Source organism: Streptomyces sp. NPDC049585, assembly GCF_040675615.1.
GTDB lineage: Bacteria > Actinomycetota > Actinomycetes > Streptomycetales > Streptomycetaceae > Streptomyces > Streptomyces luteosporeus.
The window spans coordinates 70,304-89,350 of the sequence record NZ_JBFAPE010000020.1; the positions used below are offsets into that span (position 1 = coordinate 70,304).

Annotated in this window: 18 protein-coding genes; 12 read left to right on the forward strand and 6 right to left on the reverse strand. The window is 72.3% G+C overall.

The annotated features are described in order from the left end of the window. Nucleotides 1–5: 5 nt before the first annotated feature. Nucleotides 6–293: a MoaD/ThiS family protein gene (locus AB0K17_RS20840; protein ID WP_344432860.1), complete on the reverse strand. Its 288-nt coding sequence runs from the start codon at nt 291–293 to the stop codon at nt 6–8. A 154-nt stretch (nt 294–447) separates the two neighbouring features. On the opposite strand from AB0K17_RS20840, the gene AB0K17_RS20845 reads away from it, so the two are divergent. The 7 genes from AB0K17_RS20845 to AB0K17_RS20875 all read left to right on the forward strand — a co-directional run bounded on the left by AB0K17_RS20845 (nt 448) and on the right by AB0K17_RS20875 (nt 9,915). Further along, nucleotides 448–2,181 (forward strand): ABC transporter ATP-binding protein, encoded by a 1,734-nt coding sequence (locus tag AB0K17_RS20845; RefSeq protein ID WP_365983802.1) that lies wholly within the window; start codon nt 448–450, stop codon nt 2,179–2,181. 125 nt (nt 2,182–2,306) lie between these two features. Then, nucleotides 2,307–4,205 carry an ABC transporter ATP-binding protein gene (locus AB0K17_RS20850; RefSeq protein ID WP_365967364.1) on the forward strand — a complete coding sequence of 633 codons (1,899 nt, stop codon included), beginning with the start codon at nt 2,307–2,309 and terminating at the stop codon, nt 4,203–4,205. Between the two features lie 363 nt (nt 4,206–4,568). Next, the gene (locus tag AB0K17_RS20855; protein WP_365967334.1) at nt 4,569–5,402 is read left to right on the forward strand and encodes a response regulator transcription factor; all 834 of its coding nucleotides are present in this window, start codon (nt 4,569–4,571) and stop codon (nt 5,400–5,402) included. A 24-nt stretch (nt 5,403–5,426) separates the two neighbouring features. Next, nucleotides 5,427–6,449, forward strand: a complete 1,023-nt coding sequence (locus AB0K17_RS20860; RefSeq protein WP_365967335.1) for a LacI family DNA-binding transcriptional regulator — start codon at nt 5,427–5,429, stop codon at nt 6,447–6,449. Between the two features lie 82 nt (nt 6,450–6,531). Continuing rightward, the gene (locus AB0K17_RS20865; protein WP_365983804.1) at nt 6,532–7,509 is read left to right on the forward strand and encodes a trypsin-like peptidase domain-containing protein; all 978 of its coding nucleotides are present in this window, start codon (nt 6,532–6,534) and stop codon (nt 7,507–7,509) included. A 259-nt stretch (nt 7,510–7,768) separates the two neighbouring features. Then, on the forward strand, nt 7,769–8,503 hold the full coding sequence (locus AB0K17_RS20870; RefSeq protein WP_365967337.1) for a response regulator transcription factor: 735 nt from the start codon (nt 7,769–7,771) through the stop codon (nt 8,501–8,503). Next, nucleotides 8,500–9,915 (forward strand): HAMP domain-containing sensor histidine kinase, encoded by a 1,416-nt coding sequence (locus tag AB0K17_RS20875; RefSeq protein WP_365983805.1) that lies wholly within the window; start codon nt 8,500–8,502, stop codon nt 9,913–9,915. Before AB0K17_RS20870 ends, AB0K17_RS20875 begins: the two co-directional genes overlap by 4 nt. Nucleotides 9,916–9,961: 46 nt before the next feature. Here the strand turns inward: AB0K17_RS20875 and AB0K17_RS20880 are convergent, their stop codons facing one another. From AB0K17_RS20880 to AB0K17_RS20900, 5 genes are all read right to left on the reverse strand, one after another. After that, complete coding sequence (locus tag AB0K17_RS20880; protein ID WP_365983806.1) at nt 9,962–11,110, reverse strand: DUF2993 domain-containing protein; 1,149 nt, start codon at nt 11,108–11,110, stop codon at nt 9,962–9,964. A 140-nt stretch (nt 11,111–11,250) separates the two neighbouring features. Beyond that, complete coding sequence (locus AB0K17_RS20885; protein WP_365983807.1) at nt 11,251–11,754, reverse strand: N-acetyltransferase family protein; 504 nt, start codon at nt 11,752–11,754, stop codon at nt 11,251–11,253. Nucleotides 11,755–11,812: 58 nt separating this feature from the next. Then, nucleotides 11,813–12,286 carry a hypothetical protein gene (locus AB0K17_RS20890; protein WP_365983808.1) on the reverse strand — a complete coding sequence of 158 codons (474 nt, stop codon included), beginning with the start codon at nt 12,284–12,286 and terminating at the stop codon, nt 11,813–11,815. Between the two features lie 108 nt (nt 12,287–12,394). Continuing rightward, the gene (locus AB0K17_RS20895; protein ID WP_365967342.1) at nt 12,395–12,634 is read right to left on the reverse strand and encodes a hypothetical protein; all 240 of its coding nucleotides are present in this window, start codon (nt 12,632–12,634) and stop codon (nt 12,395–12,397) included. A 104-nt stretch (nt 12,635–12,738) separates the two neighbouring features. Further along, nucleotides 12,739–14,580, reverse strand: coding sequence for a 5'-nucleotidase C-terminal domain-containing protein (locus AB0K17_RS20900; RefSeq protein ID WP_365983809.1), 1,842 nt, complete (start codon nt 14,578–14,580; stop codon nt 12,739–12,741). Between the two features lie 237 nt (nt 14,581–14,817). Here AB0K17_RS20900 and AB0K17_RS20905 point away from each other — a divergent pair, with 237 nt between their 5' ends. The 5 genes from AB0K17_RS20905 to AB0K17_RS20925 all read left to right on the forward strand — a co-directional run bounded on the left by AB0K17_RS20905 (nt 14,818) and on the right by AB0K17_RS20925 (nt 18,905). Continuing rightward, the gene (locus tag AB0K17_RS20905; RefSeq protein ID WP_365983810.1) at nt 14,818–15,369 is read left to right on the forward strand and encodes a hypothetical protein; all 552 of its coding nucleotides are present in this window, start codon (nt 14,818–14,820) and stop codon (nt 15,367–15,369) included. 36 nt (nt 15,370–15,405) lie between these two features. Next, nucleotides 15,406–16,338, forward strand: a complete 933-nt coding sequence (gene mshD / locus AB0K17_RS20910; protein WP_365983811.1) for a mycothiol synthase — start codon at nt 15,406–15,408, stop codon at nt 16,336–16,338. Between the two features lie 217 nt (nt 16,339–16,555). Continuing rightward, nucleotides 16,556–16,957, forward strand: coding sequence for a GntR family transcriptional regulator (locus tag AB0K17_RS20915; RefSeq protein WP_365967346.1), 402 nt, complete (start codon nt 16,556–16,558; stop codon nt 16,955–16,957). Beyond that, entirely contained in the window at nt 16,954–17,916 is a 963-nt protein-coding gene (locus AB0K17_RS20920) for an ABC transporter ATP-binding protein (RefSeq protein WP_365983812.1), read from the forward strand. Before AB0K17_RS20915 ends, AB0K17_RS20920 begins: the two co-directional genes overlap by 4 nt. Continuing rightward, nucleotides 17,913–18,905, forward strand: coding sequence for a hypothetical protein (locus AB0K17_RS20925; protein WP_365983813.1), 993 nt, complete (start codon nt 17,913–17,915; stop codon nt 18,903–18,905). The genes AB0K17_RS20920 and AB0K17_RS20925 overlap by 4 nt, the downstream gene beginning before the upstream one ends. The last annotated feature ends 142 nt before the right edge of the window (nt 18,906–19,047 follow it).

The following is a 19,047-nucleotide window of genomic DNA, read 5'->3' on the forward strand; positions in this document are numbered from 1 at the left end:
CGGGGTCACCCTCCTGCGAAGGGCGGGAGCACCTCGACCGTGCCGCCCTCGGTCAGTCGGACCGTCGCGTGGTCGCGCGTGCCGACGGGGTTGCCGTCCACGAGGAACGAGCAGCGCGCGAGCACGCGCGCGAACTCGGGCCGCCCCGTGTGCCGGTGCCTGGCCGCGTCCAGCACCTGCGCCAGCGTGTGGCCGGTGCAGGGCTCCTCGGCGGTGCCGGCGGCGGCCTTGGCCGCGGCCCAGTACCGGATCGTGCCGGACGGCGCGTCCGGCGGTCCCGGCTGGGCCGGCAACGCCTCCGGCGGCGCCGGTCGTGCCGTGTGTGTCGTCGCCACGGCGACCCCTTTCCTTTTCTGCCGCCTCCATGATGACGGGTGTCGCGGCGCCGGCCGTCCCCAGCCGGTAAAGGGCAGGCCGTTCGGAGTGGCGCTCGCATAGGCTGCTTGTGTGTTGGTGCGACTTCTTCGGTCCTATTTGCGGCCTTATTCCAGAGCGATAGCGCTGATCGTGCTGCTTCAGCTCGTCCAGACCCTCGCCACGCTTTATCTCCCCAATCTCAACGCGGACATCATCGACAAAGGCGTCGTGAAGGGCGACACCGGTTACATCCTGACCACCGGTGGCCTCATGCTCGCCGTGACCCTGGCGCAGATCGTCTGCGCGATCGGCGCCGTCTACTACGGCGCCCGCACCTCCATGGCCGTCGGCCGTGACCTGCGCGCGGCGGTCTTCGACCGGGTGCAGTCCTTCTCGGCGCGCGAAATGGGGCAGTTCGGGGCCCCGTCACTGATCACCCGGACCACCAATGACGTCCAGCAGGTGCAGATGCTGACCCTGATGGCGTTCACCCTCATGGTCTCGGCACCGATCATGTGCGTCGGCGGCGTGGTGCTCGCCATCGAGCAGGACGTGCCGCTCTCGGCGCTGCTGCTGGTGATCGTCCCCGTCCTGGGCGCCATCGTGGGGCTGATCGTCTGGCGCATGCGGCCGATCTTCCGCGGCGTCCAGGAGCGCATCGACACGGTCAACCGGGTGCTGCGCGAGCAGATCACCGGTATTCGCGTCATCCGCGCCTTCGTGCGGGACGAGCACGAGCGGAAACGATTCACGGGCGCCAACACCGAGCTGATGGACGTGTCGCTGCGCGCCGGCCGGCTGATGTCGCTGATGTTCCCGTCCGTGATGCTGGTGGTGAACCTCTCCTCCGTCGCCGTCGTGTGGTTCGGCGGACACCGCATTGCGGACAACGGCATGGAGATCGGTGCGCTGACGGCGTTCCTCAGCTACCTCATGCAGATCCTCATGGCCATCATGATGGCCACCTTCATGTTCATGATGGTGCCGCGCGCCGAGGTCTGCGCCGAGCGCGTCCAGGAGGTCCTGGCCACCGACTCCAGCGTGGTGCCGCCCGTCGCACCCGTCACCGAGCTGCACCGTCACGGCCACCTGGAGCTGCGCGGCGTCGCCTTCGGCTACCCCGGCGCCGAGGAGCCCGTCCTCAAGGACGTCTCCCTCGTCGCCCGCCCGGGCGAGGTCACGGCTGTGATCGGCTCCACCGGCAGCGGCAAGTCGACGCTGCTCGGGCTCATACCCCGGCTGTTCGACGCCACGGCGGGCACGGTGTACGTCGACGGCGTGGACGTGCGCGAGCTCGACCCGGTCGTGATGAGCGAGGCCGTGGGCCTCGTCCCGCAGAAGCCGTACCTCTTCTCCGGCACCGTCGCCTCCAACCTGCGCTACGGGCGTCCCGACGCCACCGACGAGGAGCTGTGGCAGGCGCTGGAGACCGCGCAGGCCCGCGAGTTCGTCGAGGCCCTGGACGGCGGCCTTCAGGCCCCGATCGCCCAGGGCGGCACCAACGTCTCCGGCGGCCAGCGCCAGCGCCTGGCGATCGCCCGGGCCCTGGTGCGCAAGCCCGGGATCTACCTCTTCGACGACTCCTTCTCCGCCCTCGACTACGCCACCGACGCCCGGCTGCGTGCCGCGCTGGCGCGCGAGACGGAGGAGGCGACCGTGGTGATCGTCGCCCAGCGGGTGTCGACCATCCGCGACGCCGACCGCATCGTGGTCCTCGACGGCGGCCGGGTCGTCGGCACCGGCACCCACACCGAACTCATGGCGACGAACGAGACCTACCGGGAGATCGTGCTCTCCCAGCTCACCGAGGAGGAGGCGGCGTGACGTCCCTCGAGAAACCCACGCCTCCCGCAGCCGCCGGCGGCGGCGAGGACGGCGGCAAACCGGCCGCCCCCGCCGGCGCCCCGGCCCGCAGAGGCCCGGCCCCGGCCACCGGCATCGCCCGCTTCATGGGCGGCCAGCCCACCGAGAAGTCCATGAACTTCGGCCCCTCCGCCCGCCGCCTGCTGGGGCAGCTGCGGCCGGAGCGGGGCGTCATCTACGTCGCGCTGGCGCTCGGCGTGGCCAGCGTGGCGCTGGCCGTCGTCGGCCCCAAGATCCTGGGCCGGGCCACCGACCTGCTCTTCGCCGGCGTCGTCGGCGCGCAGATGCAGCCGGGCACCACCAAGGCCGAGGTCCTGGCGCACATGCGGCAGCAGGGCAACGGCAAGATCGCCGACGTTCTCTCCGCCGTCGACTTCACGCCCGGCCAGGGCATCGACTTCGGCGCGGTCGGCACCATCCTGCTGTGGGTGGCGCTGATCTACCTCGGCTCCTCCCTCTTCGGGCTGGTGCAGGCGCGCATCGCCACCACCGTGGTGCAACGGGCCGTCTTCCGGCTGCGCCAGCAGGTGGAGGAGAAGCTGGGCCGGCTGCCGCTGAGCTACTTCGACAAGCAGCAGCGCGGCGAGGTGCTCTCCCGCGCCACCAACGACATCGACAACATCGCCCAGACGCTCCAGCAGACCCTCAGCCAGATCATCGCCTCCCTGCTGACGATCGTCGGCGTGCTGGCGATGATGTTCTGGATCTCCTGGCTGCTGGCGCTGGTCGCGCTGGTCACCGTGCCGGTGTCGATCCTGGTCGCCACCAGGATCGGCAAGCGGGCGCAGCCGCAGTTCGTCGCGCAGTGGAAGTCCACGGGCAAGCTCAACGCCCACATCGAGGAGATGTACACCGGCCACTCGCTGGTGAAGGTCTTCGGCCGCCAGAAGGAGTCCGCGGAGGTCTTCCGCAAGGAGAACGAGAACCTCTACGAGGCCGGCTTCAAGGCACAGTTCATCTCCGGCATCATCCAGCCGGCGATGATGTTCATCGGCAACCTCAACTACGTCCTGGTCGCCGTCGTCGGCGGTCTGCGGGTGGCCACCGGCGCGCTGTCCATCGGTGACGTCCAGGCGTTCGTGCAGTACTCGCGGCAGTTCAGCCAGCCGCTCACCCAGGTGGCCTCCATGGCCAACCTCGTCCAGTCGGGCGTGGCCTCCGCCGAGCGGGTTTTCGAGCTGCTCGACGCCGAGGAGCAGCGCGCGGACGCGGCGGACGCGCCCGTGGTGGGCCCCGTGCGCGGCGAGGTCGTCTTCGAGAAGGTCTCCTTCCGCTACGAGCCGGACAAGCCCCTCATCGAGGACCTCTCGCTGACCGTGCGCCCCGGCCAGACCGTGGCCATCGTCGGCCCCACCGGCGCCGGCAAGACCACCCTGGTCAACCTGCTCATGCGCTTCTACGAGGTGGGCGGCGGCCGCATCACCCTCGACGGCACCGACATCGCCGCGATCTCCCGCGAGGAGCTGCGCTCCCACATCGGCATGGTGCTGCAGGACACCTGGCTCTTCGGCGGCACCATCGCCGAGAACATCGCCTACGGGGCGGCCGAGGGCACCTCCATGGACAAGATCGTGGAGGCGGCGAGGGCCACCCACGTCGACCGCTTCGTGCGCACGCTGCCCGACGGCTACGAGACGGTGATCGACGAGGAGGGCTCCAACGTCAGCGTCGGCGAGAAGCAGCTGATCACGATCGCCCGGGCGTTCCTCGCCGAGCCGGAGATCCTCGTCCTCGACGAGGCGACGAGCTCGGTCGACACCCGTACGGAGGTACTCATCCAGCAGGCGATGGGCCGCCTGCGGGCGGGCCGGACGAGCTTTGTGATCGCGCACCGGCTCTCCACCATCCGGGACGCGGACGTGATCCTGGTGATGGAGTCCGGGCAGATCGTGGAGCAGGGCACCCACGAGTCGCTGCTGGCCGCGGACGGCGCGTACGCCCGTCTGTACGACGCGCAGTTCGCGCAGCCGGTCGCGGAAGCCTGACGGAGTCTTGACGGGGCTCACGGGGGCTTCGGCCCCCGGGGGCCCCGTCGAGGCGGCAGACTGGTTCCAGGGTGCGGCCGGCGGCCGTCAAGGGTGGGCGGCGACGACCACTCGAAGTGACCGACGAAACACAAGGTCGTGCAAAGTCATCCGGACCCCGGAAAGTCTCGTGGGTTATTCTGCTGCGCAGGAAGGATCCGGGCAGCGTGGCCCCCGGGTCCTTTTGTGCATTCGGACGACGAGCAGTGCCCCCCACCGTCCTCGCAGGGACCGAGGAGGAACCGACGCAATGGGCGAGCGAAGCGCACGAGAGACGAGCAAGCGCGAGAGCGACACGACGACGACCGGGGTGGGTGGCGGCCGATGAGTTCCCTGCTGCTGCTGACGAACGCGCTCCAGCCGTCCACCGAGGTGCTGCCCGCACTGGGGCTGCTGCTGCACAGCGTGCGGGTGGCCCCCGCCGAGGGGCCGGCCCTGGTGGAGACCCCCGGCGCCGACGTCATACTGATCGACGGCCGGCGCGACCTGCCCCACGTGCGCAGCCTGTGCCAGCTGCTGCGCTCCACCGGACCAGGCTGCCCGCTGCTCCTCGTCGTCACCGAGGGCGGCCTGGCCGCCGTCACCGCCGACTGGGGCGTGGACGACGTGCTGCTCGACACCGCGGGCCCCGCCGAGGTCGAGGCCCGGCTGCGGCTGGCGACGGGCCGCCAGCAGATCTCCACGGACGACAGCCCCATGGAGATCCGCACCGGCGACCTCTCCGTGGACGAGGCCACCTACAGCGCCAAGCTCAAGGGCCGGGTCCTGGACCTGACCTTCAAGGAGTTCGAGCTGCTCAAGTACCTCGCCCAGCATCCGGGCCGGGTCTTCACCCGTGCCCAGCTGCTGCAAGAGGTCTGGGGCTACGACTACTTCGGCGGCACCCGCACGGTCGACGTGCACGTGCGGCGGCTGCGGGCCAAGCTCGGGCCCGAGCACGAGTCGCTGATCGGCACCGTGCGCAACGTCGGCTACCGCTTCGTCCTGCCGGAGAAGCCGGAGAAACCGGAGAAGGCGGCGAAGGCGGCGAAGCCGGACAGGCCGGAGACGCCCGCGAAGACGGAGGGCGCCGCGAAGGGGCGGGACGCCGGCCGGCAGCGTGGGGCGGAACACACCCAGGGCGCCGGATCCGAGGCCGCTCGCCCGGTGAAACGGTAGGTGGACCCGCGTAGACTGCCGCGCGTGGCCAAGGTGACGCGGGACGATGTGGCACGGCTTGCGGGAACGTCTACCGCGGTCGTCAGCTACGTCATCAACAATGGACCGCGCCCGGTGGCACCGGCGACGCGGGAGCGGGTGCTGGCCGCGATCAAGGAGCTGGGCTACCGGCCCGACCGGGTCGCCCAGGCCATGGCCTCCCGCCGCACCGACCTCATAGGCCTGATCGTCCCGGACGCGCGGCAGCCCTTCTTCGCCGAGATGGCGCACGCGGTCGAGCAGGCCGCGGCCGAGCGCGGCAAGATGGTCCTCGTCGGGAACTCCGACTACCTCGACGAGCGCGAAGTGCACTACCTGCGCGCCTTCTTGGGCATGAGGGTCTCCGGCCTCATCCTGATCAGCCAGGGCCCCAGCGAGACCGCCGCGATGGAGATCGACGCGTGGGACGCCCGCGTGGTCCTGATGCACCGCAGGCCCGACGCGATCGACGACGTCGCCGTCGTCACCGACGACGTCGGCGGCGCCCAGCTCGCCACCCGGCACCTGCTGGAGCACGGCCACCCCTACGTGGCCTGCCTCGGCGGCACCGAGGAGACCCCGACCATCGGCGACCCCGTCACCGACCACGTCGAGGGCTGGCGCCGCGCCATGCGCGAGGCCGGCCGCAGCACCCAGGGCCGCCTCTTCCCGGCGCCCTACAACCGCTACGACGCCTACAAGGTCGCCCTGCAGCTGCTGGCCGGCCCCGACCGGCCGCCGGCGCTGCTGTGCGCCACCGACGACCAGGCCATCGGCGTGCTGCGGGCGGCCCGCGAGCTGGACATCGACGTGCCGGGGGAGCTGGCGGTGGCCGGCTTCGACGACGTCAAGGAGGCGGCGCTGACCGACCCGCCCCTGACCACGGTGGCCTCCGACCGGCAGGCGATGGCCCGCTCGGCCGTCGACCTCGTCCTCGACGACGGCCTGCGGGTGGCCGGCTCGCGCCGGGAGCGCCTGAAGCAGTTCCCCTCCCGCCTGGTGATCCGCCGCAGCTGCGGCTGCGGCTGACGGCCACAGGCGCGCAAGGTTCTGTGCCGGATCTCAGCGCTTCCTCAGACTGTTCTCATCCGGGCGGAGCACAGTCATGGGCATGGACGAGCACACGAACCCGCAGCAGTACCCGGCGCCTCCCGCGAACCCGCCGTACGCGGGCTTCGACCCGGCGTACCAGTCCCACCGCCGGCCGAAGGGCAGGCGCCCCGGTGCGCTGCTCGCCGCCTGTGCGCTCGTCGCCGCCGTCGTCGGCGGCGGCTCCGCCGCCCTCGTGGGCGAGCTGACCGGCGGCGCAGCCGGCAGCACCGCCCACTCCACGCCCGTGCAGAACGCCTCCCTCAAGGGCAGCGGCGTCTCGGCCGTCGCCTCCGCCGTCAGCCCCAGCATCGTGGAGATCAAAGCCAGCACCGGGGCGGGACAGTCCACCGGCTCCGGTGTGATCATCACCGGTGACGGCGAGGTCGTCACCAACAACCACGTCGTCGCGGGCGCCGACACCGTCCAGGTCTCGCTCAAGGACGGCGGCACCAGGACCGGCACCGTCGTCGGCACCGACCCCGGCAAGGACCTGGCGCTGGTCAAGCTCCAGGACGCCAAGGGCCTCAAGGCCGCCACCCTCGGCGACTCCAGCAGGCTCGTGGTCGGCGACCAGGTCGTGGCCATCGGCTCCCCGGAGGGCCTGACGGGCACCGTGACCAGCGGCATCGTCTCCGCCCTCAACCGCGACGTGACCGTCTCCAAGGAACAGGGCCGCGGCCAGCGCCAGCAGCAGCGCGGGCTGCCGCAGTGGCCGTTCGAGTTCGGCGGCAACCAGTACAACGGCGACACCGGCTCCGACAAGACCACGTACAAGGCCATCCAGACCGACGCCGCCCTCAACCCCGGCAACTCCGGCGGTGCGCTGATCAACATGAACGGCGAGATCATCGGCATCAACTCGGCCATGTACGCCCCCGGCGGGCAGGGCGGCGGCTCCGGCGAATCCGCCGGCAGCGTCGGCCTCGGCTTCGCCATCCCCGTCAACACCCTCAAGGCCGACCTGGCCAAGCTGCGGGCGGGCGGCACGAACGCGTAGCCGCGTGCGGTGGGTCGTGCGGCGGCCCCGCAGGGGCGCGGGGAACTGCGCGACCAGCCACGATGCGCCCGCACGGGGAGTGCTGTGCTCCACCCAAGGCTGCGGGTCGACTGCGGGCCGTCGGTGGCTGGTCGCGCAGTTCCCCGCGCCCCTACGGGGCGCCGTGCACGGGCCGGCGCCCCCGTCACGCGGCCGCGTGGCAGGCTGGGAGCGCTTGCGACCACCGCCGCCGACCGATCGAATCCATGAGGTACCGCAGATGAGCCCCGCCGAGCACGGCGAGACGCCCGCCCGCATCCTGATCGTGGACGACGAGCCCGCCGTCCGCGAGGCGCTGCGCCGCAGCCTGGTCTTCGAGGGCTACGCCACCGAGACGGCCGTCGACGGGTTGGACGCCGTGGAGAAGGTCGCCGCGTACGACCCCGAGCTGATCGTGCTCGACGTGCTGATGCCGCGCATGGACGGCCTGACCGCCGCCCGCCGCCTGCGCGCCTCCGGGGTGCGGGTGCCCATCCTGATGCTGACCGCCCGCGACACCGTGGGCGACCGCGTCACCGGCCTGGACGCCGGCGCCGACGACTACCTGGTCAAGCCGTTCGAGCTCGACGAGCTGCTGGCCCGCATCCGGGCCCTGCTGCGCCGCAGCGCGTACGCGGCCCCCGCCGCCCCGGCGGCCGCCGAGGAGCAGACGCTCTCCTTCGCCGACCTGACCATGAACCTCGCCACCCGCGAGGTCACCCGCGGCAGCCGGCGCGTGGAACTGACGCGCACGGAGTTCACCCTGCTGGAGCTGTTCCTGGCCCACCCGCGGCAGGTGCTCACGCGCGAGCAGATCCTCAAAGCCGTGTGGGGCTTCGCCTTCGAACCGTCCTCGAACTCCTTGGACGTGTACGTGATGTACCTGCGGCGCAAGACCGAGGCCCGGGGCGAGCCCCGGCTGGTGCACACCGTCCGCGGGGTGGGGTACGTCCTGCGCAGCGGCGGCACCGAATGAAACGGCTGATCCGCCGGTTCCGCGTGCTGCCCCTGCGCTCCCGGCTCGCCCTGCTGACGGCCGCCGCCGTCGCCGTGGCCGTCGCGCTGGCGGCCGGCGCCTGTTGGGTCGTCACCAAGGAGCAGCTCGGCCACCAGCGGGACACCACCCTGTCCAACCAGCAGGTGGACGAGCGGGCGGTCCTGCAGCTCGTGCGCAGCTGCGGCACCAACCCCTCCGGCCTGCCGCCGGCCCCCGGCTCGTACACCATCCAGGTCGTCACCGCGGGCGGCCTGGTGTGCACCACCCCCGGCAAGCCCGCGATCAAGGTCGTCGGGGCCGACCTGGCCGTCGCCGCCGGAGAGGCCGGGGAGGTCCTGCACGACGCCGTGGCCACCGACGGGCAACGGATGCGCGTGGCGACCTACCGCTTCCCCAACCAGCAGGTGCTGCCCAACACGGCCGTCTCCATCGCCCAGCCGCTCAGCGACCTCGACAAGCCCCTGGGCTCCCTGGCCGTGGTGCTCGTGCTCACCGCCGGGGTGGGCGTCGTGCTCGCGGCGACCGCCGGCCTGTGGATCGCCCGGGCCGCCCTGCGCCCGGTCGACCGGCTCACCGGCGCCGTCGAACACATCGCCCGCACCCAGGACCTCGCCGTCCGCATCCCCGTGGAGGGGGACGACGAGATCGCGCGCCTGTCCAGCTCCTTCAACGCCATGACCGCCGCCCTGTCCTCCTCCCGGGACCGCCAGCAGCAGCTGATCGCCGACGCCGGGCACGAGCTGCGCACCCCGCTCACCTCCCTGCGCACCAACATCGACCTGCTCGTCCGCAGCGAGGAGACCGGCCGGGCGATCCCGGCCGAGGACCGCAAGGAGCTCCTCGCCAGCGTCCGGGCCCAGATGGCCGAGCTGGCCGTGCTCATCGGCGACCTGCAGGAGCTCTCCCGCCCCGACGGCCCCGAGGGCAGCGGACCGCTGCAGGTGGTGCCCCTCCACGAGGCCGTCGACCGCGCCCTGACGCGCGCCCGCCTACGGGCCGCCGGCGCCGGGCTCACGATCGACGCACACGTCGGCCCGTGGTACGTGCGCGCCGAGGCGGGCGCGTTGGAACGCGCGGTGGTCAACCTGCTCGACAACGCGGTCAAGTTCAGCCCGGCGGGCGGCGTGGTCGAGGTACGGCTGGAGGACGGCGAACTGACCGTACGCGACCACGGGCCGGGCATCCCCGCCGACGAACTCCCGCACGTCTTCGACCGATTCTGGCGCTCGCCCTCGGCGCGCAGCCTGCCCGGCAGCGGCCTGGGCCTGTCGATCGTCGCCCGCACCGTGCAGCAGGCGGGCGGCGAGGTCACGCTGCGCCCGGCGGACGGCGGCGGGACGGTGGCGACCGTACGGCTGCCGGGCGCCGCGGTGGAGCCGCCGCCGCTGTAGGGCCGGCTGCCCGGCGGACCCTCGTTGCGCCGTATCACGGCGCCCCTTACGGGGCGCTGCCGGAGGATCCCACCGGCAGCGCGGTCGCCGACAGGTCCGCGCGGATGCCGTCGCGCTCCACCGTCACCGCCTGCAGCCGCAGGTCGTACTCCTTCGCCTGCGACGGCAGTTGGAAGGACAGCGACAGCCGGTCCGCGAGCTCCGGTGGCTGCAGCTCCGACAGCGCGGTGAGCAGCTTCGGGTCGACGCCGAGCTTCTCCAGCAGCCACGGGTGCTCGGCGAGGACGTCGACGAGGTTCAGCCGGGTCAGCTCCTCGACGAACCGCGGCGTGCCCGCCACCTGATGCAGCCGCTCCTCGCTGCGCAGCGCCTGCGCCGCCACTTCCGCCGGCACGCCCAGCCGCTCGGCGATCGCGGGGACGGACAGCAGCGCCTTCACCCGCGCCATGTCCTTGCTGATGTGCTCGGCGGCCTCGCGGTGCAGCACCAGGCGCTTGTCCGTACCGCCGGGGTGGTAGGTCGCGACGCGGGGAATGTCCAGGCTCATGCCGTCGATCTCGGTGGCGATCCCGTCGTCGCCGGTTCGGCGCAGGTGCGCCCGGGCCCGTACGACGAGCTCCTGTCCGGCGACGGCCAGCCGGCCTCTGGCGCCGATCGCGTTGCCCCCGAGGTCGCTGAACCTGACCTGGGAGGCACCCAGTTCGCGGTTCATGTCGTCGAACGCGAGCAGGACGTTGCCCTCCAGGCGCCCGATCACCGCACCGCGGATGTCCGCGGGCAAGTCGCCGTGCAGCCGGATGTCGCGGGCACTGGCATGGACGCGGGCGAGCGAGACCCGGTCGGCGGCGACGTGCGGCACGGTGACGTCCACCTGGCGCAGACGCTTGCCCACGACCTGGGTCAGGAAGGGGAAACCGCGGATGTCGACCTGCGGCTGCGCCTGCAGGTGCAACGCCTTCTGCACCTGCTGCTGCGCCTTCTTCTCCGCGTACATCGCGGCACACCGGTCGGCCAGCAACAGGATGGCGACGCCGGCGAGCGCGGCGAACAGCAGCTTCGTCGCCGTACGGTACGGCCTGCCGGCCGCCCGGCGCCGCCTGCGTCGTTTGCGGTGCGAACGGGGCCCGCCACGACGGTGGTTGGGGGGAGACCACGGCTCGTCGGCGGCGACGATGCGGGCGGGGGTGATGCGCAAGGAACTTTCGGGGTCACTGGTGTCAGGGGGACTGGAAGGTATGCGTGTGGGGGTGCGCATCACCTCATCCCACCACGCGGGGACCCCTCGAACGCAAGCCCTACCGGCAGTAGTGACGCATTATTGGCGGCGGGACCGCCTCACCGTTCACCGAACCGTTTCTCGAGCATGGCGACGTCCCAGTACTGGTCGAACTTGCGCCCCACCTGCTGCAGCAGGCCCGCCGGCCGGAAGCCGAAGCGCTCGTGGAGGCGCATGGAGGCCGCGTTCGGCTGCGTGATGCCCGCGTACGCGCGGTGGACGTCCTCCCCGGCGAGGACGTCGAAGAGCGCGCCGTAGAGCACGGCGCCGATGCCGCGTCCGGTGCGGCCGGGGGCGAGGTAGACGCTGGTCTCGACGGAGGTCTCGTACGCCTGTCGGTCCTTGAAGGGGCTGCTGCTGGCGTACCCGAGGAGGCCGCCGTCGCCGTCCTCGGCGACCAGCAGGCGGTGCCTGCCGGTTTCGGGGTGCGCCTGGAACCAGGCGCGGCGGTTCTCCGGGGAGACGGGGGCGATGTCGAAGGTGACGGGCGTGTGGACGACGTAGTGGTTGTAGAGGTCCGTGAGGGCGGGGACGTCGGTGGCGGCGGCCGGGCGGATGTGCATGGTGTCACCATGCCGCCCCGCGCCCTCACGGGGCACTGCACGAGCCGCCGGACACGCCCTAGCGCATCCAGATCGTCGACGTCGCCACGACCCGTGCCTTCTTCGGCTGCTCCGGGTTGCCGTAGCGGACCTCGAAGCGGGGGTGGGTGCGGGTGAACTCGCTGTCGATGATCCGGACCTGGGCCGCCTTCTTCACCGTGCGGGTGGCGATGTCGCCGTCGAGGAAGAAGCCGAAGTCGCCCTTGGCCGGGGCGTAGACGAAGAACTCGCCGCCCGCGTAGCGCTTGCGGGCCACCTCGTCCGTCAGGACGAGCGACCAGTAGCCGACGCAGTGGCCCGCCGGGCACATGAACCGGTACTCCGCACGCAGCCCGTCGAGGTCCATGACCTTGAACGGGTTGTCGTCGACCTGAGTGGCCTTCGCCGCGGCGACGGCAGGGGTGGCGGCCGTCGCGACCTGGGTCGCGGTCAGGGCGAGGGCGGCGGTCGCGACGGCGGTGGTGAGGGCGCGGAGGACGGGGCGGCGTATCAAGGGGATCTCCAATCCGGCGGATGCGTGATCGCGCTGTGACCATGCGTGATCTTGGTGCGTGTCCGCCGGGCCCGCAACGCCGCGGGGAGAGAACCGGCCAATCGGGTGTCAGAGGAGGTCGCCCAACGGGTCCTGGACGGCGAAGAGCCGGGAACCCAGTGCCGACGCCTCGACGGTCCCGTTCGTGTGCATGGTCATGGTGCCGCCCAGCAGATTCGCGTCCACGTCCGCCTCCGCCGGGGCGGCGAGGGCACCGCCCAGGCCGCACAGCAGGAGCGTTGCGGCGAGCGTGGTCATGGCGCGACGGCGCAGGGCCTTCATCGTGAACTCCCCTTCCACGGTGAGCATTCCGGCTCCCTCCCTACCGCCGGACGGCCCCGCCCATGCCCGCCGTGCTCCCGCGCGCCCCCTGATACGCGCGGGAGCCGGCTGATCGGTTACTTCACGATCGGCTACTTCACGATCGTGATGCGGCCTCCCGCCGGCGGGGCCAGCGGGGCGGTCTTCGACGAGTGGGCCGTCAGGTAGGCGACGAAGGCGTCGAGGTCGGAGAGGCCGACGCGCTTGTTCGTGCCGTCCTTGAAGGCCGGGAAGCCGTCACCGCCGCCCATTAGGAACTCGTTGCCGGCGACGTGGTAGACCTTGCCGGGCTCGATCGGGGCGCCGTCGAGCTTGACGGAGGAGGCGACGATGCGGTCGGCGCCCTTCTTCGTCAGGTCCAGCGTGTAGGTCAGCCCCTTGCTGACCTGCAGGATCTTCGGCTGGGCCTCGTTCGGGCCGCTGACCTGCTGCTGCAGGGCGGCGATGACCTGGGCGCCGGTGAGGTCCTTGACCTGCATCATGTTGGTGAACGGCTGGACGGTGAACGCCTCGCCGTAGGTCACCACGCCGTCGCCCTCGGCGCCGGAGGCCTTGTAGGCGAGGTCGGAGCGGATGCCGCCGGGGTTCATGAACGCGATCTGGGCGCCGCCCTTGTCGGCGGGAGCGAGGGCTTCGAGCTGGGCGTCGGTGATGACGTCGCCGAGGGGCTGTTCGTACGCCTCGGAGCCGCGGCCGTTGATGTCGGCGGAGATGTAGCCGACCGGCTTGTTGGCGACCGGGGCGGCCAGGGCCTTCCAGCGGTCGATGAGCGCGGTCATGTCCGCGGCCTTGGGCTGGTTGCGGTCGACGACGTGGTTGCCGGTGCGCGGGTTCTTCGCCTCGGAGGCGTACGCGGACGCGGCGGCCTTGACCGGCTTGCGGACGATGTCCTTGGTGCGGCGGTCGTAGGTCAGCGTGGTGTCGGTGTACAGACGGCCGAAGGAGGCGGCCGAGGTCACCGTGCGGGGCGCGCCGGAGGGGTCGGGGATGGTGCACGCGTACGCCTGGTGGGTGTGGCCCGTGACGAGGGCGTCGACCTTCGGCGTGACCTTCTTGGCGATGTCGACGATGGCGCCGGAGATGCCGGCGCCCGCACCCGGGGTGTCGCAGTTGTAGTTGTACGACCCGGAGGCCGGCATGCCGCCCTCGTGGATGAGCGCGACGATGGACTTCACGCCCTGGCGGTCGAGCTCCTTGGCGTACTTGTTGATCGTCTCGACCTCGTCGGCGAACTTCAGGCCCTTGACGCCCTCGGCGGTGACGACGTTCGGGGTGTCCTTCGTCGTGACGCCGATGAAGCCGACCTTGACGCCCTTGTGCTGCCAGATGGTGTAGGGCTTGAGGATGGGCCTGCCGGTCTTCTCGTCGGTGACGTTGGCGGCGAGGTAGGGGAAGTCCGCGCCCTGGAACTTCTTGCCCTTCTCGTAGCAGCCCTCCTTGGGGTGGCAGCCGCCGCGCTGCATGCGCGTCAGCTCGGTGCGGCCCTCGTCGAACTCGTGGTTGCCGACGGAGGTGACGTCGAGCTTCAGCTTGTTGAGCGCCTCGATGGTGGGCTCGTCGTGGAAGAGACCGGACATCAGCGGGCTGGCGCCGATCATGTCGCCGGCCGCGGCGGTGATGGAGTACTCGTGGCCCTTGCGCGCGGTGCGCAGGGAGTTGGCCAGGTACTCCACGCCGCCCGCGGGTATGACCTTCTTCGTGCCGTCGGCCCCGGTCTCGGTGACGGTGCCGGAGGAGCCCTGCGGCGGTTCGAGGTTGCCGTGCAGGTCGTTGAAGGACAGCAGCTGGACGTCCACCGTGCGGCCGTGGTCGTGCCGCGCGGACGCCGCCCCGGCGGGGGCGGCGGTGGACAGGACACCGGCGGTGGCGGCGAGCGCGGCTGCTGCGGTCGTCAGCCGTCGTGCGAGGCGCTTTCTCGGCGGCGTCGCGTGCATGTGTTCCCCTTTGTGCAGTTATGCAGTGGGTGAATGGGAAGTGGTCGGCGGCAGCCTACGGTCAACGCGCGTAGCCGCACAGGAGGGGCGGAGTGACGAAAGGATTACGCCGCTTGACCGGAAGTGGCGAGCTGTGGCCTATTGAGGGCCGCAGAATTGCTTAGGCAAGGCTTTCCTTGCCTGGACACGGCAACCTGTACGACCACGGCAACCTGTACGACAAGGAACACCGCCACCGTGACCACCCCGGCCACCCCCGCCGCCGTCCCCGCCCCTCCGGTGGCCCCCGCCCTGCGCACCCTCGCCGCGAGCCTGGGCGTGTGCGCGCTGTGGGCCGCCGCGGTGTGGACGGCGGTGCACCTGCGGGCGGATCCGCTCCTGCACGACGTGGCGCTGTTCGTGCACCTCGCCAGTCTGGTCGTCGGCTTCGGGGCCGTGCTGACCGTGGACTGGCTGGGGTTGCTGTGGCTGGCGGGGAAGCGGCCGCTCGCCGAGGTGCTGCGCACCTCGGCGGCCGTTCACCCGCCCATCTGGCTGGGGCTGGCGGGGCTCGTGGGCAGTGGTGTGCTGCTCCAGCCGTCCCTGTCGGCACCCCTGACCCAGGTCAAGCTCGCCCTCGTCCTGCTCGTCGCGCTCAACGGGATCCACGCCCACGTCCTGCAGGAGAGGCTGACCACCACGGCGCGGGTCGGCCGGGCGCTGCTCGTGCGCTGCGGCGCCACCGTCCTGGTCTCCCAGCTCGGTTGGTGGGGCGCCACCCTCATCGGCTTCCTCAACAGCCGCCGCTGACCGGGGGCGCGCGGGCGCCCGTCGTAGGCTCGCCCCATGAGCGACGTGGTGAATGACGCGAGCGGGCAGCGGCGCATCGAGGTGCTGGAGGAGCTCCCGGCCGAGCAGGTGGCGCGGGTGCGGCGGCTGATCGCCGACGCGGCCGCCCTGGACGGGCAGCCGGCCGTCTCGGAGCAGGGGCGCCTGCAGCTGGAGGGGCGGCGCGCGGGCGTGCGGCACGTCCTGCTGCACGAGCGCGACGGCGAGCAGCGGCTGCTGGGGTACGGCCAGCTGGAGGAGGGCGACCCCGTGGAGGCGCCGGCGGGCGAGTTCGTGGTGCACCCCGACCACCGGGGGCGCGGGCACGGCCGGGTGCTGGGCGGTGCGCTGCTCGCCGAGTCCGGCAAGCGGCTGCGGGTGTGGGCGCACGGGGGCCACCCGGCGGCGCGGCACCTGGCCCAGGTGCTGGGCCTGAGCCTGTTCCGCGAACTGCGGCAGATGCGCCGCCCGCTGGGCGACCTGCGGCTGGGGGAGCCGGTGCTGCCGGACGGCGTGAGCCTGCGGACGTTCCGGCCGGGGGCCGACGACGCGGCGTGGCTGGCGGTGAACGCGGAGGCGTTCGCGCACCACCCCGAGCAGGGGGCGCTCACCCAGCGGGACCTGGACGACCGCAAGGCGCAGCCCTGGTTCGACCCGGAGGGCTTCTTCCTCGCCGAGAGGGGCGGGGAGATCGTGGGCTTCCACTGGACGAAGGTGCACGAGGTGGAGGGGGGCCTGGGCGAGGTGTACGTCCTGGGCGTCCGGCCCGGGGCGCAGGGCGGCGGGCTCGGCAAGGCCCTGACGGCCGTGGGCCTGCGCCACCTCGCGGGCCGGGGCCTGCCGACGGCGATGCTGTACGTGGACGCGGACAACACGGCGGCCGTGCGGGTGTACGAGGGCATGGGGTTCGTGACCCACGAGGTGGACCTGATGTACCGCACGGAGGCGTAGGCCGTATCCGGCGGATCATGCGGCGCGCCCCGTAGGGGGCCCGGGGCGAAGCACGGCGCTCGTCTGCGGGCGCGTCGTGGCTTGTCGCGCAGTTCCCCGCGCCCCTACGGGGCGCACAGCACCCGCCGGACAGTCCCTGGGGCGGCAGCGCGGCGATTGACACGACCCCAACCCGTCCAGCACCCTTTCACTAGTCAATTAGTGAAAGGGTGCCGGCGTGGTCGAGTTCCGCATCGACCGGCGCAGCGGAGTCGCCACATACCTGCAGATCGTCCAGCAGGTCGAGCAGGCACTGCGGCTCGGGCTCCTCGCGCCGGGGGACAAGCTGCCCACGGCCAAGGAGGTCGTCGCGGCCACCGCCATCAACCCCAACACCGTCCTGAAGGCCTACCGCGAGCTGGACCGCGAGGGCCTGGTCGAGGCGCGCCCCGGACTGGGGACGTTCGTACGGCGGTCCCTGGCCCGGCCGGGAGCCGCCGCCGACTCGCCGCTGCGCGCCGAGCTGGCCGACTGGACGGCCCGCGCCCGCGCGGCCGGGCTGGACCGGGAGGACGTGGCGGCCCTGCTCACGTCCGTCCTGGAGGAGACGTTCCACGACGTGCGGGAGGGGACTGCATGACCGACCTGACCTACGCGCCCGGCAGGACCGCCCTGGAGGCGGTCGGCCTGGGCGCGCGGTACCGCCGGCACCGCTGGGCGCTGCGCGAGTGCAGCTTCCGGGTGCCCGCCGGACGCGTGTGCGCCCTCGTCGGCCCCAACGGGGCCGGCAAGTCCACGCTGCTGTCGCTGGCGGCCGGGCTGATGCGCCCGGCCGAGGGGCGGCTGCGGGTGGTCGGCGGCGAGGCGGGCGACGCCGGGGTGCGCCCCCGGGTCGCGTACGTCGCGCAGGACAAGCCGCTCTACCCCGACTTCACGGTGGCCGACACGCTGCGGATGGGCCGGCACCTCAATCCGGGGTGCTGGGACGCGGCCACCGCCGAGCGGATCGTGCGCGGCGGCGACCTGTCGCCCGGCGCCCGGGTGGGCGCGCTCTCCGGCGGCCAGCGCACCCGGGTCGCGCTCGCGCTCGCCCTGGGCAAGCAGCCCGAACTGCTGCTGCTCGACGAGCCGATGAGCGACCTCGACCCGCTGGTGCGCCACGAGATGATGGCCCTGCTGATGGCGGAGGCGGCCGAGCGCGGCGCGACCGTCGTCATCGCCTCGCACATCCTCGCCGAACTGGAAGGGGTGTGCGACTACCTGCTGCTGGTGGCCGGCGGCCGGGTGCGCCTGGCCGGCGAGGTGGAGGACCTGATCTCCGCGCACCGCCTGGTCATGGGGCACCACGAGGAGGCGGGCACGCCGCGCGCGTTCGCCCCGCACACGGTGGTGGAGTCGCGGACGACGGGCCGTCAGGTGACCGCGCTGCTGCGGACGGACGGTCCGGTGACCGGCGCCTGGCAGGTGAGCGAGCCGACCCTGGAGGAGCTGCTCCTGGCCCACCTGCGCTCGCCCGGGGCGCCGCCGCTGCTCGCGCCGAGCGCGGAGCCGCGTACGCCGTCGTACCGCACGGCAACGGGACGCAAGGAGGCAGCGTGACGACGACCGGATCGACGACGACCGGATCGACGACAACCGGAGCAGGAACGTTTCTGCGAAAGGGGCGCACCCGCGGCGCGGCGTGGCTCGTCCTGCGCCGGCACCGCGTCGCCGCCTGGTCGGCCCTCGGCCTGCTGGCCGTCCTCGTGGGGACGCTGGTGTGGCTGCGCTCGGGGATCACCGGCTACACGGCCGGCCACGACATGACCCACCCCACGGACGACACCCTCCGGCACCTGAGCGACACCTACGGCGACCCGCTGCACTACATCGGCCGGTTCCTGGAGTTCCTGCCGCTGCTGGTCGGCGCGTTCGTCGCGGGCCCGATGATCGCCCGGGAGTTGGAGAGCGGCACGTACCGGGTGGCCTGGACGCAGGCGATCTCGCCCATGCGGTGGTTCGCGGCCAAGCTCGCCCTGCCGGCCGTGGCCCTCCTGGCCGGGGTCTCCGTGCTGTCGGCCACCTACGCCTGGACCTGGCGCAGCCTGCCCCTGGAGCACCTGCCGGGCCAGTGGTGGTGGCGCAACACCGACATGCTCGGCCCCGTGCCCGTCGCCCACGCCCTGCTCGGGCTCGCGGTCGGCGCCCTGGCCGGCCTGCTGGTGCGGCACGTGCTGGCCGCCCTGGGCGCGACGATTTTCGCCCTCCAGGTGCTGCTGCTGCCGGTCCAGTGGCTGCGCGACCGCATGGTCGCACCGGCGACCGAGCTCTCCCGGGAGATGCCGGGCCTGATCAGGGGCAACACCGACTGGATCGTCGGCCGCGGCATGGTCGACGCCTCCGGCGGCCACCTCCCCGAGCCGGACTGCGGCGTCGGCGTGCGGCCCGCCGACTGCCTCGCCCAGCACCATGCGGTCGGCTGGTACCTGGAGTACCATCCCGGCTCCCACATGCAGCCCCTGCTGTGGGCCGAGGCCGGCGTCTGCACGGCCCTGGCGCTGCTGGTGGCCGGCGCGGCCGTGTGGCTGATGCGCCGCACGCACCCCTGAGAGGGGGCGCGGGGAGGCGGAGATTCCCTGGAGGTCATGTGGACGTTACCCGTGCTTAAACCACGGTTGCGAGCCTTGGCGAATGCAGCCCGCCCCGACCCGCGCCCCAGGACGACGGCTCCGCGCCGCCCCCGCCCCGGCC

Coding starts and splice junctions, on each gene's coding strand:
- AB0K17_RS20920 (WP_365983812.1), top strand. CDS start 16,954: ATGACCGACCTGACCTACGCGCCCGGCAGGACCGCCCTGGAGGCGGTC.
- AB0K17_RS20875 (WP_365983805.1), top strand. CDS start 8,500: ATGAAACGGCTGATCCGCCGGTTCCGCGTGCTGCCCCTGCGCTCCCGG.
- AB0K17_RS20850 (WP_365967364.1), top strand. CDS start 2,307: ATGGGCGGCCAGCCCACCGAGAAGTCCATGAACTTCGGCCCCTCCGCC.
- AB0K17_RS20865 (WP_365983804.1), top strand. CDS start 6,532: ATGGACGAGCACACGAACCCGCAGCAGTACCCGGCGCCTCCCGCGAAC.
- AB0K17_RS20870 (WP_365967337.1), top strand. CDS start 7,769: ATGAGCCCCGCCGAGCACGGCGAGACGCCCGCCCGCATCCTGATCGTG.
- AB0K17_RS20900 (WP_365983809.1), bottom strand. CDS start 14,580: ATGCACGCGACGCCGCCGAGAAAGCGCCTCGCACGACGGCTGACGACC.
- mshD (WP_365983811.1), top strand. CDS start 15,406: ATGAGCGACGTGGTGAATGACGCGAGCGGGCAGCGGCGCATCGAGGTG.
- AB0K17_RS20855 (WP_365967334.1), top strand. CDS start 4,569: ATGAGTTCCCTGCTGCTGCTGACGAACGCGCTCCAGCCGTCCACCGAG.
- AB0K17_RS20895 (WP_365967342.1), bottom strand. CDS start 12,634: ATGCTCACCGTGGAAGGGGAGTTCACGATGAAGGCCCTGCGCCGTCGC.
- AB0K17_RS20885 (WP_365983807.1), bottom strand. CDS start 11,754: ATGCACATCCGCCCGGCCGCCGCCACCGACGTCCCCGCCCTCACGGAC.